The organism is Pseudobutyrivibrio sp. (assembly GCF_017471675.1).
Taxonomy (GTDB): Bacteria; Bacillota; Clostridia; order Lachnospirales; family Lachnospiraceae; genus Pseudobutyrivibrio.
In genome coordinates this window covers 1-12,612 of the sequence record NZ_JAFUSK010000027.1, presented here as the reverse complement: position 1 = coordinate 12,612, position 12,612 = coordinate 1, and the positions used below count along the sequence as shown (strand labels likewise).

Sequence of the window (12,612 nt, the reverse complement as noted above, 5' to 3'; positions counted from 1 at the left end):
TCCTTTATCCTCCTATTTTTCTTTTAATATAACTAAAGAATAACTACATCCTCAGAACCACGTGTAAGTCCTGTAACACCTGTACGTGCAAGCTCTAAGATATCATAGTCTCCTAGCATATCTAAAAATGCCTCAAGCTTATCCTGATTTCCTGTAAGTTCAAGAATCATAGAATCATGAGTGACATCAACAACCTTACCATGGAAAATCTCTACTATAGTAAGGACATCCTGTCTATCACTATTTCTAGCTGATATCTTAACCAGCATAAGCTCCCTTTTTACAGATGAACCATGCTCTAAAACCTTTAAGTCAACAACCTCTGTAAGCTTAGAAACCTGCTTCTCAATCTGCTCTAAAATATTGTCGTCTCCATGTGTAACGATTGTAACACGTGTGTATCTTGGATCAGCTGTGACCCCTGCAGAAAAGCTATCAATATTATAACCTCTTCTTGAAAATAAGCCTGAAATGCGGCTGGTTAGACCTGGTGTGTTTTCTACCAAGATTGAAAGAACTTTTTTAGATTCCATCGTATTACTCTCCTAAAACCTTATTCTTAAAAGTGCTTTAGCACTTTGAAGTACGAAACTGTAATTGATTGTATCACAATCATTTTTAAATAACAAGAAATAAGTGCATTATTAATTACCAATACATTTTAAAATAAATGGCAATAAACTAGTAATATTTTCCATCATAAGGATTATAGAGTCCCATTTGAATAGGCTGCCTCTTATCCTCGTAACAAAGTGTTATGTAGTAATCCCTAAATTCAAAGCCTTGCTTAGTCCAATAGGTTTTGCCCTTTTCGCAATCACAATACTCGCTAAAATCTACCCATTGCAACACCTGCATCAAAGGCCTGTCCATCATTTTGCAGGTCGCCTCCTTAAAGGTCCACACTTCAGTGAATTTCTTGTTTACTTCGCTCTTTTTAAAGGACTCTAGATATTCAAGATCATACTTAGTAAAAAATCTCTCCACTAAATCCTTGTCATAAGGCCTGATACGCTCAACATCAATCCCTACCGGTTTATCTGAAATTGCTGCTACAGCGAAAAAATTAGAATGAGAAATACTAAAATCTACATTCTTAGGCTGAATAAAGATTGGCTTCCCTTGGGAAGTAGTAGAATACACATAAGGTCGTTGAATATGATTCTCCCACAACAGCTTTTCAAGTAAATGGGCAGCTCCAAGCCTTTCACATTTGCCCTTTAGTGTCTTAGCCTCATCCACGTGGGCTCTTCTTTGGGAACTAATAAGACTATACACCTCGTCAAATATGAATGGATTCTGTAATGCCTCACAATTATATGCTGCCGCTTTAATCATATTCTCCTCCCTAATTTATTTTCATATACAAAGTATATCATAGTGAGGTAATGATATGCTAAAATAATTATGAATTAATTTTGAACGTTTTAAGGGGATTTTCGTATGAAATTTTTGATTTTTGAAATGAAAACGGTCTGCTATAATTCATATCTGTATTTCGGAGACTCTCTTGGTGCTGCTCTAAAAAAAGCAGGCCATGACATCGAATATTTTAAGGTAGATGAACAGTCCTTAGATGATTTAGAGCAATTTGTAGGTAAGCATTTTGATGCTATGATTGATTTTAATTCAGATTTGCCTAGAGCTCTTATGGATGATGATTCATTCTTCTTAGATAATGTATATGCTCCTTTTATTGATGTTATCTTGGATCATCCCCTTTATCACCACGATTCCTTGAAAAATAAATTAAAAAACTTTAACGTAGTATGTCTTGATGCCAAGCACAAGGACTATATATTAAAATACTACCCACATATCAAATCTGTAGCTGTTACACCTATGACAGGTGAGCTTGCCTTTGGAAAAGATTCCTTAGACTGGGAAAAATTTGAAGCTCGACCTTATGACATTATATTTACAGGCACATACACAGATCCAATTAGAATAGAAACTGCCATCAAAAAGCTTCCTGATTTCCTTGTGGAAAATATAAAGGAATTAATTGATATGATGCAGGCTAATTCTTCCCTTACTATAGAAGATGCTGTTGAAGCGCTTGCAAGAAATGAAATATATGATTACATCAATTCTGATTTACCACTACATACCCAGACCTTTTATCTTGCAGATACCTATGTAAGGTGTGTTAATAGAAAAAATCTGGTTTTAGCCTTAGATAAATGCCAGCACAAACTTGATTTATTCGGAGGATTATGGGAAGAGCTTAATTTAAACCACGCTACTATTCACAGGGAAATCCCATTTAATCTTACCTTTACAATATTTGCCAAATCAAAGCTATGCGTTAATATTCAACCGAATTTCAAAGCCGGATGTCACGATAGGGTATTCTCTGCCCAGTTAAATGGAGCAGTTTCATTTACAGACCCGACCACTATGCTAAAAAGTGAATATATTGATAATGAAAACATACTCTTTTACAACCTTGATAATATAGATGCTGTTACTACAAAGGTAGACACAGCTCTTTCTAATTTAGATGAATTGAAAAAAATAGCCCAGGCAGGCTTTGACATTGCATCAAAAAACCATACCTGGGATAATATTGCTAATATCATTGTAAGCTTAATTGTTCAATGATTTATTTAGTCAAGGTTTAACATCTCTTGATAGAAAGCGAAGTAGTCCTTTCTTCCTTGCTTTGTAAATTCAATGGCAGTTCTTGGGTGCTGATTAAGCAGACCTGTTGTAAGATACTGCATATCATAGCCCCATACAACTCCTTGCTCCTTTAGCGGAAGCATGTAGTCTTCCACGAACTTGATTGCATATCTCTCCTTATACTTAGGATTCTTCAAAAATCCAAGTAAAAGCTCCATAGCACAGTTACCAGCTCCACGTCCCATACTACAATATGTAGCATCAAGATAGTCTACATTATCACCTACAGCTTCAATAGTATTGGCAAATGCCAGCTTTTGATTATCATGGGCATGCATTCCCACCTTCTTACCATACTTGTTGGCAATCTCATAGTACATATCAGCAATACGCTCTGTCTGCTCTGGATATAGCGAGCCATAGCTGTCTACAATATAAATACATGAAATTGGGGTTTGGCACACAATATCAAGTGCTGATTTAATATCTTCCATAGATGCAGTAGATATAGCCATTATATTACAGGTGGTCTCATATCCTTTCTTATAGGCATCTTCAATCATCTGCACTGCCCCTGGAAGCTGATGTAAATATGTTGCAACCCTGATAAGGTCTACAGGACTTTCATTCTTAGGATGAATATCCTCCTTGTAATTACATCTTCCCACATCTGCCATAATAGCAAGCTTCAAATCAGTGTTATTGTCTCCAACAATCTTTCTAATATATTCATCTGATGAAAACTTCCATGGGCCAAATTTATCCTCGTCAAACTGTTCCTTATCAGCACGATAGCCCATTTCCATATAGTCTACCCCAGCCTTTACATTTGTAAGATAAAGCGCCTTAGCAAATTCATCAGTAAAATAAAAGTCATTAACAAGGCCACCATCTCTAAGTGTGGCATCAACAACTCTGACACTCTCTCTAACTTCCAAAAGCTTGGATATTTCTTTTTTCATCTTTATGTCCTCCGATACTTTAGTGATTAAAAGTGATAAAGTAAGTATATATGTAACCAGGTAGAAAGTCAAATTGGATTAATTATAACATAAAAACATGGCTCCTCTATATAAGAAGAGCCATGCCATAATTTTTATTAATCCAAGAAAGCTTGGTCAGTTCTAGCAGCAGCAAATGTTGTAAGAAAAACAATATCTAAATCTTTATCATCCTCTATTGTCACGTCATAACAATTTCCCATGGTTATTACAGATTTTCCTTTAGGAGTTGAGCTTGCAATTATAGCACATGGCTGACCTTTAAGGGTAATAGTATACGTCAAACCAATTTTTCCTTTTGAAAAATCTGTATCAATTCTAATACCTTCTTCATGGAGATAGTCCCAAATATTAGTGCCATCCAGTTTAAATCTTGAATTTGTAGCAAAGTCTTCATTAACTTGGGTAGTTAAGGTCTTCGAAACTTTATGAAGTATTTTTCGTCCACTAAGATGATTAATAAAATCAAAATCACTAGCCCCAATCAAAGGCTGGGTCAGCATTTTAGCTTCATATACAATATTACCACTTTCATCTTTCATAAAATATCCAGCTTTAAGAAATTTTCTTTCCTGTTCGAATTTATAAGTCTTTGCCATAATTCCACTCCTCCTCCTGCTCTTTTAATCTCTGATTTTTTTCTTTTATTTTTCTAGCGTTAATCAAACCTACTGTAACCATCACTCCTCCACCAACAATTATTATAATAGGTATTAGAATACTGTTTGGCCAACTTACATCAGTAGGGTCTGATGGATTGTAATTAATCTCTATAACATTTCCAACTTCTTCCTTATCTCGATCATCAAATTTACCTTCATATTCCTGACCATCAACATTATATGTAAAATATATTGTGTATGAAGCATCATAACGAGTTTCACCCTCATAGTGAGCCTCCTCGTAAAGTTCAACATCCGTAACTACAGCTTCTGTGGTTGGATAATCAATTCTGCCATTTACAACATAAAATGCAAAAATTCCAAAAATGATTACAATGATTCCAAAGACAGCTATACCATAACCATAAGAATAATCTCTTTCAATCTTAGCGTATCGATTTAATAAATTCATATCTAATCTCCTTATAGTTACTTCCTGTTTTCCTTTATTTATTTCTATCAAATATTTGTATTAGAAATTTGTGTAAAGTATTAAATATTTGTGTAAAAAAAGCCATGTACCAAAAATTGATACATGGCTTATAAAACATAATTAAACTCTGTAATTAATGATAAAAATAAACAAATGCAGCCTGGAACCAAAGAATAGCAAGTGCAAGAATACTAATTACAACTACAACTATAGACCTTGTAATAACCTTATTATCTGCTGCTCCTTCAAAACTAGCTGCGAAACGAATCTGTGAAGCAACATAAAAAGCATAAAACAATGTTACAAGAGAAAATACCACAAGCATAATAATATTAAACATAATATAACCTTTCGAATCTGTATTTATAACAACACAAAGTATATTACTATGGTAGGTCTTTTAATTCAATTGTTATTATAAACATATTTTTCACAATTCGTTCACAGTTTTATAACAATCTTGCACATTTTCAATCAAATTCCATCACAAATAATCGTACTAAAAAAATAGGGACCCCAGTATAAATACTGGAGTCCCCACACTAAATTAAACAATTTCAAACTTCTGGGTGCTTGCATTCAACTGTTTAGTAACATCATTATTCTGGTCCATAGCATCATTAATGCCCTGGATTTCACCCACTATCTCAGTTGTTGCTGTAGCAGACATGCTGATTGCATTAGAGCTTTCATTAACTGAGTTAGAAATGCTTTCAATTCTATCTGACATCTCAGCCATAACACTGTTAAGATTATTGGCCTTTTCTGTAAATGTAGCCAGCATTTCATCTATCATAGTGGCTGTATTTTCATACTTCGCTCCTGTATCTACAAACGCATCATAATCCGCAAGTACATTCTGATTAATAAAATCAATAACCTGTACTGCGTTGTCAGAAAGAGTCTTAACAGCAGTAGTAACCTTTGCAGATATTTCCTGAATATTGCCTGCTGTATCACGGGAATTAGCAGCCAACGTGCTTATTTCATCCGCAACTACAGCAAAACCTTTACCTGCTTCACCAGCACGAGCAGCTTCAATAGATGCATTTAAAGCAAGCAGATTGGTCTGGCTTGCAATATCCAAAATCTCATTTGTAAGATCACCGATTTGATTAACCTGCTCAGACTCCTTAACAGACTCCTCAAGAACCTTCGAAAGCTCTTCCATCTTAGCGCCAGTGTTTTCCTTCTTAGCATTTGCCTCACGTTTAATGCTGTCTGCCTCTGCCTTAATTTCATTAGCTTTTTCCGAACCTGCTCTCGCTTCTTCATCAATAGCACCGGTAGCCTCTTTTACTAATGACAGCCTATCATGTAAATCCCCTGTGGTTGTCGCTACATTTTCCATAGATGCTGCAAGCTCTTCCATAGCAGCAGATGCATTTGTTACATTATCACTGGCACTTTGAATCTTTACAATAACACTATCTGCAGATGATGTAAGAACTGTTGCTCCATCCTTAACATCTCTGATTACGCCCTGCAATGTTCCTAAAAACTGATTGATACAATCAGATATAAGTGCAAGCTCTGTTTTTGTTTTTGTATTTATTCTAGCAGTTAAATCACCCTTGCCCTTATTGATATTATTAATGATAGCTTGTAATTCATATGAAATACCAAGTATAGTCTTATTAATTCTAACAAATGAAAGCACAAAGCTAAGTATAATCAAGGCAACAACCAACGCAATGACTATATATCCCTTTAAAGAAACCTGGGCAATGTAACCATCCAAATAAGCGCCAAAGCCATCGCCTAGAGAATTAAGTCCCTCATCAATAGCATCTAAAGCATCATATGTTGCACCAAGGCTTGTTCCGTAATCACCAGATACACAGCCAATTGCTCCATTAAAATCACCTGATATGATAAAGTTTTCCATAGCACCAGCTGCAGCAACTAATGCCTCTGCGCTAGCTCTGAGATTATCAACTCTCTCCTGCCCACCTGGTAGGTATCCAACCAGCAGGCTATCATCCATATAATCAAGATGAGAGCCAATATCATTCATATAACCTTCCATATTCGCAAATTCTTCAGCAGGCATTTCCTTGCCTGCCTCAAATTGTCCTAATGTACGATTAATTTCATCTGAAATATGAATTACATCTTGACGTAATGCAGCCGATTCCTGTGCGCAAATAAGCTCATTTTCACTTGATTCAAAAGCCACTGACTTTAAGCTTTGCATAGCTGAAATGGAAATCACTACATATATTATAAATGCCGCAAGTATAACAACATTTACAATTATGTTTTGAAAAGTAATTGATTGGAAAAAGTTGCCTTTATTATTTTCAACAACCTTTCCAACAGCTTTAAGATTTTCCTTTTGCTCAGCTGTAAGATTTTCATCTAACCTCTCCATAATTTTGTTTTTCTCGCTCATGTTAACCCCTCCAACAGCTAAATCTTACATTCCCCCTCCTACATAATAAGACTAAATTTTGCTTTTGGATTTAAATACACAATTTTTTCACTCGATTCACATAAAAATCAAAAATTATATCTTCGAAAATATAGCTGTTTCATCATCTAACTCAGAGGCTATTCGTTGGTTTTCATCCATACGCTTTGTAATTGTATCCATGTCATATACAAGAGTTTGCGTACTTTCCGCCGCTGATGAAACTCCTTGTACTCCTTCATCAATAGCTGATGTAATACTACTTATAGATTCTGCTATTTCATCAAAAGTGATTTTAAATCCATCAGTTTTTTCAGTAAAATCATTCATTACTGACTCAATATAATCAGCATTATCTCTGTATTTTCCACCGTCATCTACAAATCTGGCAAACTCAGGAAGAATCGAGTTTCGCATGTAATCTACTATTTCATTAGCACTATCTGCCAAATTATGAACTGCATTTACAACTACAGAATTTATTTCCTGGATGTTTGCAGCGGTCTGCCTGCTGTTTTCTGCCAATCCACCAATCTCATCAGCAACAACAGCAAAGCCTTTTCCTGCTTCACCAGCTCTAGCAGCTTCTATTGAAGCATTAAGAGAAAGAAGATTTGTCTGACTGGCTATACTCATAATATCGTCAGTAAGAGAATTAACCTGATCTACGCTTTGGCTGTCTGTAATTGCCTGATTTAAAGATGCAAGTATTTGTTCTACCTTTTTGTTTGTTTCTTCCATGTTCGATCTCGCAGTCTGTTCCATTGTGTTGGCATGATCTTTCATTATCTTAGAATAATCATTAATTTCGCGGCTCTTCTGAGCCATTTCGTCCACTTTGAGCCTTACTGTCTCAGTATTTGTATTTATAATTCCTGCACTGTTTGCTACCTCCTGCATAGTAGCAGAAAGCTCTTCTGTTAATGCAGACAAATCAGAAGCACTGTTATTGGATGTACGCACACTTCCTAAAACATCAGTTACTACCTTATCCATCGCGGTGGAATTGGTTTTGATTACATTAAAAATGCCTTGTAGATGCTCAATAAAAGAATTGATTCCCCTACTCAATGCTCCAATTTCATCGTTTGAAGAAACTGTTATACGTTTTGTTAAATCACCTTCACGTCTGTTTATTCCGTCAATAACATCATTAAGTTCAGATTCAGCCTTAATAATAGGTCTGATAACATAAATAGAAACAACTATTACAGCTACAATCACTGCAATCACACTGATAACTACTACTATTGGAGAAGTAATGCTAGCAATTTTATTCGCCGATGATAAAGCTTGTCTTTGAACATTAGCCTCATTTTGGAATGAGGAAGTAATGTCGCTAATGTCAGAAGAAAGCAATTTTGCATTATCAGAAACTGCACCATTTGCTGTTGCATAGGCATCTTTGGTCTTTTGATTAGCACTTTGAGCAAGCAAAATCATAATTGATTCCTTAAAAGATTGATAATCATTAACCATTTTTTCATAAGCTGAATCATTACCAATTCCAAGATTTTTATATGACAGCATCTGCTCATCTAAATCATGCTCTTCAGTATCAATTTTTAAAATAATGGAAGTCATAGTTTCAAAATCAGTTGCTACTATATGCGATAACGCAAGAGTATGTATGTCTTTTGAAGCTTGTCCTATTTGATTAAGTTGAGAAATTGCCACCATATATTCATCAGCAATCTTTGATGCATTATTATTAACCTTGCTTAAATTGACAAGTGCCATAAAATTTGAAACTATAGAAACCACTCCCAACAAAAGGACTGGAATCAATATCCTTACACGAATACTACTTTTTTTATTCATTCCCTTGTCCTCCTATTATTCCTCAGAATCCTCTGATTCTTCTAACATATCATCAGGTGTCTCTTCTGCTATTTCTTCAGAGACTTCCTCGCCGGTCGACTCTTCTGATGTTTCCTCTTCGGTCAGTTCCTCTGATGCATCAGCTGTTTCCTCTGCTGTTGTATCATCTTCGATACCTGTTGATTCTTCACCTGTAATACCAGTCACCAGCTCATTTAAAAGAACTTGAAGCTGTTTGCCTGAAGGATTTCCCTCACTCATAAGTTTTCCAAAAGTAGATGCAGGTTCCCAATAAGTGCCGCCAACACGCTGCAAACTTGAATATGGCGCCTGTTGTTGAAGAGCCTGGATAGCCTTAGACTCCGCCACAGCTCCAGAATTAGATGCATTAGTATTAGATGGTCCTTGGCCTCGCATTTCAAATCTTAGAGTTTGATTTTTTTCATTCGTCATCCAGTCTGCAAACTTCTCTGCCCAGGCTCTATTTTTTGAATATGAATTTACACCTACAAGCTTATATCCGGCATAGCTTGCCATCTGAAGTTGCTCACCTTTTATTGTATAAGTCGGTAGTTTGCAGGCAGCATAGTTATCTCCCCAGGCTTCTTTAATTCCGTTTTCATCCCATATTCCGCTTACACCAGCAACAAAAGTACCATCTTTTGCGCCACCCACAAATCCATCATTACTTACAGTTGTAAAAGCAGGATTTGTGCCTATTTTAAGCATAGCCTCTGCTACATCAAAACCAGTATAAGTACCAGATTGGGAATTCCAATTACAGTATGTAGAAATTCCATCATCATTTAGACCAATCTCAAGACCTGTATTTCCGAAAAATGAATACATATACCATCCAGAATTCATTTCCATGAATACTTTTTGTCCATGGGCTCCTGCAGCAGCTAATAAGCTATCCATGGTTTCCACATCGCTGTCGCTTAAAACCGCACTGTTGTAGAACAGGAAATATCCATTATCTGCTGTCAGTGGATATGCATAGAGAGTTCCATTAACTGATGCAGCATCATTTGAAGCAGCCAAATTTCGTCCAGTAATTTCATCTGAATTTGAAACTTGGCGCAAAACACCTGACGCCACAAAAGCCATAAGCTGATCATCAGCAAACGTAAATACATCAGGGGCATTTAAAACATCTCCTAATATATCGTCCTTACAATTTGATTCGCTGTGAGCTTCAAAGGTAATTGTAAGATTAGCTAAAGAACCATATTCAGCTATAAAACTTTTTATAATTTCGTTAATAAGTTCTTCATCTTCATCGGCTCCCCACACTCTAAGGCTCACATCTCCTGTTGGGAGAGCTTCTTCACTTTCCTCTGATTCTACAGCTGGGGTCGCACTATTTTTAGAGCCACACCCAATAAATGTTATGACGATTAAAAAAAAACGCTGCAAATAATCCAAAGACTCTTTTAAGCATACTTTAAACCTCCTTAAATTGCGCCCCACTCTAAAACATAATATATCATTAAATTATGTACTATTTGTTAATCCAAATGCTCTAAATCACCTAGTATTTTTATATATAAAAAAGCCCTTAGGCAAATGCCTAAGGGCTAAACACCTCATCAGTCACCTTCGGTGACAGCTTCTCCTAGTAGGAGAAGCCTTTAAGAGGAAATTATATTAGAACTTACCTGCTGTAGCAGCTTCCTCAACTGAAACTGCAACTGCAACTGTAGCACCAACCATAGGGTTGTTACCCATACCGATAAGACCCATCATCTCAACGTGTGCAGGAACTGAAGATGAACCAGCGAACTGAGCATCTGAGTGCATACGTCCAAGAGTATCTGTCATACCGTATGAAGCAGGACCTGCTGCCATGTTATCTGGGTGAAGTGTACGTCCTGTACCACCGCCTGAAGCAACTGAGAAGTACTTCTTGCCAAGGTCAACACATTCCTTCTTATATGTACCAGCTACTGGATGCTGGAAACGTGTAGGGTTTGTAGAGTTACCTGTAATAGATACACCTACGTTCTCGTGATGCATGATAGCAACACCTTCCTGAACATCATCAGCACCATAGCACTTAACTGTTGCACGAAGACCGTTTGAGTATGCCTTCTCTGAAACGATGTTAAGCTTAGCTGTCTTGTAATCGTACTTTGTCTCAACAAATGTGAAACCGTTGATACGTGAAATAATCTGAGCAGCGTCCTTACCAAGACCGTTAAGAATAACGCGAAGTGGCTTCTGACGTACTTTGTTAGCCTTCTCAGCGATACCGATAGCACCTTCAGCTGCAGCGAATGACTCGTGACCAGCTAAGAAACAGAAGCACTCTGTCTCCTCCTCAAGGAGCATCTTACCAAGGTTACCATGTCCAAGACCTACCTTACGGTGATCAGCAACAGAACCTGGAATACAGAAAGACTGAAGTCCCTCTCCGATTGCTGCAGCTGCATCAGCAGCCTTGCGGCAATTCTTCTTAATAGCGATTGCAGCACCTACAGTGTAAGCCCAGCAAGCGTTCTCGAAGCAGATAGGCTGAATCTTCTTTACCTGCTCGTATACATCAAGACCAGCGTCCTTTGTAATCTTCTCAGCTTCTTCGATTGAGCTGATACCATACTTGTTAAGAACAGCATTGATCTGATCAATTCTTCTTTCATATGATTCAAATAAAGCCATTTTTGTTTCTCCTTTCCTATATTATTCCTGACGTGGATCGATAATCTTAGCAGCATCATCAACACGACCGTACTGGCCCTTTGCCTTTTCCCATGCTGTGTTAGGATCATCACCCTTCTTAATGAAGTCTGTCATCTTTCCAAGAGAAACAAACTGATATCCGATAACTTCGTTATCATCATCAAGTGCGATACCTGTTACATAGCCTTCAGCCATCTCAAGGTAACGAACACCCTTTTCCTTTGTTGCGTACATTGTACCAACCTGTGAACGAAGACCCTTTCCAAGATCCTCAAGACCAGCACCGATTGCAAGACCATCATCAGAGAATGCAGACTGTGTACGTCCGTAAACGATCTGAAGGAAAAGCTCTCTCATAGCTGTGTTGATAGCGTCACAAACAAGGTCTGTATTAAGAGCCTCAAGGATTGTCTTTCCCTGAAGAATCTCTGCAGCCATAGCTGCTGAATGTGTCATACCTGAGCAACCAATTGTCTCAACAAGTGCTTCCTCAATAACACCATTCTTAACATTTAAAGATAATTTGCAGGCACCCTGCTGTGGAGCACACCAGCCAACACCGTGTGTGAAACCGCTAATGTCAGTAATCTGCTTAGCGTTTACCCATTTTCCCTCCTCAGGGATAGGAGCTGGTTCATGCTTTGCGCCCTTTGCTACAGGACACATGTTTTCTACTTCTTTTGTGTAAATCATTGTAGAACTCCTTTCTTCGTTCAATAACCATTAATATATTGCTACTACATTAATGACATGATAAATAAGCGCACTTGCGCGTTATTGATTACATTTTCTCACTTTCTGTGGATTTAGTAAAGTCTAAATTTAGGATTTTGTTAAAAAATTATCTAAATCTTTAGAAACTGTGACCGCCACCAGAGTGACCGCCGCCACCTCCGCCTGAGGAAAAGCCGCCACCTCCGCCTGAGGAAAAGCCGCCGCCTCCGCCTGAGGAAAAGCCGCCTCCACCGCCTGAAG

At 37.3% G+C, this 12,612-nt stretch carries 12 protein-coding genes; 1 reads left to right on the top strand and 11 read right to left on the bottom strand.

The features are described from left to right. Positions 1 to 32: 32 nt before the first annotated feature. Both ilvN and IJ535_RS04600 read right to left on the bottom strand, forming a co-directional pair. On the bottom strand, positions 33 to 533 hold the full coding sequence (gene ilvN, locus IJ535_RS04605; RefSeq protein WP_294299418.1) for an acetolactate synthase small subunit: 501 nt from the start codon (positions 531 to 533) through the stop codon (positions 33 to 35). 148 nt (positions 534 to 681) lie between these two features. Next, positions 682 to 1,338, bottom strand: a complete 657-nt coding sequence (locus tag IJ535_RS04600) for a 4'-phosphopantetheinyl transferase family protein (RefSeq protein ID WP_294299416.1) — start codon at positions 1,336 to 1,338, stop codon at positions 682 to 684. A gap of 105 nt (positions 1,339 to 1,443) precedes the next feature. Between IJ535_RS04600 and IJ535_RS04595 the strand changes: the two genes are divergently transcribed. After that, entirely contained in the window at positions 1,444 to 2,604 is a 1,161-nt protein-coding gene (locus tag IJ535_RS04595; protein WP_294299414.1) for a glycosyltransferase, read from the top strand. A gap of 5 nt (positions 2,605 to 2,609) precedes the next feature. Here IJ535_RS04595 and IJ535_RS04590 read toward each other — a convergent pair whose 3' ends face one another. The 9 genes from IJ535_RS04590 to IJ535_RS04550 form a co-directional block, all read right to left on the bottom strand. After that, complete coding sequence (locus IJ535_RS04590) at positions 2,610 to 3,587, bottom strand: aldolase catalytic domain-containing protein (protein WP_294299412.1); 978 nt, start codon at positions 3,585 to 3,587, stop codon at positions 2,610 to 2,612. Between the two features lie 137 nt (positions 3,588 to 3,724). Then, on the bottom strand, positions 3,725 to 4,225 hold the full coding sequence (locus IJ535_RS04585) for a hypothetical protein (protein WP_294299411.1): 501 nt from the start codon (positions 4,223 to 4,225) through the stop codon (positions 3,725 to 3,727). Then, positions 4,209 to 4,751 carry a DUF3592 domain-containing protein gene (locus IJ535_RS04580; RefSeq protein ID WP_294299409.1) on the bottom strand — a complete coding sequence of 181 codons (543 nt, stop codon included), beginning with the start codon at positions 4,749 to 4,751 and terminating at the stop codon, positions 4,209 to 4,211. Before IJ535_RS04580 ends, IJ535_RS04585 begins: the two co-directional genes overlap by 17 nt. A gap of 103 nt (positions 4,752 to 4,854) precedes the next feature. Continuing rightward, positions 4,855 to 5,061 (bottom strand): hypothetical protein, encoded by a 207-nt coding sequence (locus tag IJ535_RS04575; protein ID WP_294299407.1) that lies wholly within the window; start codon positions 5,059 to 5,061, stop codon positions 4,855 to 4,857. A gap of 207 nt (positions 5,062 to 5,268) precedes the next feature. Then, positions 5,269 to 7,116, bottom strand: coding sequence for a methyl-accepting chemotaxis protein (locus IJ535_RS04570; protein WP_294299405.1), 1,848 nt, complete (start codon positions 7,114 to 7,116; stop codon positions 5,269 to 5,271). Positions 7,117 to 7,230: 114 nt separating this feature from the next. Continuing rightward, the gene (locus IJ535_RS04565; RefSeq protein WP_294299403.1) at positions 7,231 to 8,955 is read right to left on the bottom strand and encodes a methyl-accepting chemotaxis protein; all 1,725 of its coding nucleotides are present in this window, start codon (positions 8,953 to 8,955) and stop codon (positions 7,231 to 7,233) included. A gap of 15 nt (positions 8,956 to 8,970) precedes the next feature. Next, a complete protein-coding gene (locus IJ535_RS04560) occupies positions 8,971 to 10,374 on the bottom strand; it encodes an extracellular solute-binding protein (RefSeq protein ID WP_294299401.1) in 1,404 nt (467 codons plus the stop codon). A 231-nt stretch (positions 10,375 to 10,605) separates the two neighbouring features. Beyond that, positions 10,606 to 11,616, bottom strand: coding sequence for a GGGtGRT protein (locus tag IJ535_RS04555; protein WP_294299399.1), 1,011 nt, complete (start codon positions 11,614 to 11,616; stop codon positions 10,606 to 10,608). Between the two features lie 21 nt (positions 11,617 to 11,637). Then, complete coding sequence (locus IJ535_RS04550; protein WP_294299397.1) at positions 11,638 to 12,330, bottom strand: iron-sulfur cluster assembly scaffold protein; 693 nt, start codon at positions 12,328 to 12,330, stop codon at positions 11,638 to 11,640. Positions 12,331 to 12,612 lie beyond the last annotated feature (282 nt).

Bases quoted from the DNA above. Each gene is read 5' to 3' on its own strand.
- IJ535_RS04565 (WP_294299403.1), bottom strand. From the start codon at position 8,955: ATGAATAAAAAAAGTAGTATTCGTGTAAGGATATTGATTCCAGTCCTT.
- IJ535_RS04600 (WP_294299416.1), bottom strand. From the start codon at position 1,338: ATGATTAAAGCGGCAGCATATAATTGTGAGGCATTACAGAATCCATTC.
- ilvN (WP_294299418.1), bottom strand. From the start codon at position 533: ATGGAATCTAAAAAAGTTCTTTCAATCTTGGTAGAAAACACACCAGGT.
- IJ535_RS04550 (WP_294299397.1), bottom strand. From the start codon at position 12,330: ATGATTTACACAAAAGAAGTAGAAAACATGTGTCCTGTAGCAAAGGGC.
- IJ535_RS04555 (WP_294299399.1), bottom strand. From the start codon at position 11,616: ATGGCTTTATTTGAATCATATGAAAGAAGAATTGATCAGATCAATGCT.
- IJ535_RS04570 (WP_294299405.1), bottom strand. From the start codon at position 7,116: ATGAGCGAGAAAAACAAAATTATGGAGAGGTTAGATGAAAATCTTACA.
- IJ535_RS04575 (WP_294299407.1), bottom strand. From the start codon at position 5,061: ATGTTTAATATTATTATGCTTGTGGTATTTTCTCTTGTAACATTGTTT.
- IJ535_RS04595 (WP_294299414.1), top strand. From the start codon at position 1,444: ATGAAATTTTTGATTTTTGAAATGAAAACGGTCTGCTATAATTCATAT.
- IJ535_RS04590 (WP_294299412.1), bottom strand. From the start codon at position 3,587: ATGAAAAAAGAAATATCCAAGCTTTTGGAAGTTAGAGAGAGTGTCAGA.
- IJ535_RS04585 (WP_294299411.1), bottom strand. From the start codon at position 4,225: ATGGCAAAGACTTATAAATTCGAACAGGAAAGAAAATTTCTTAAAGCT.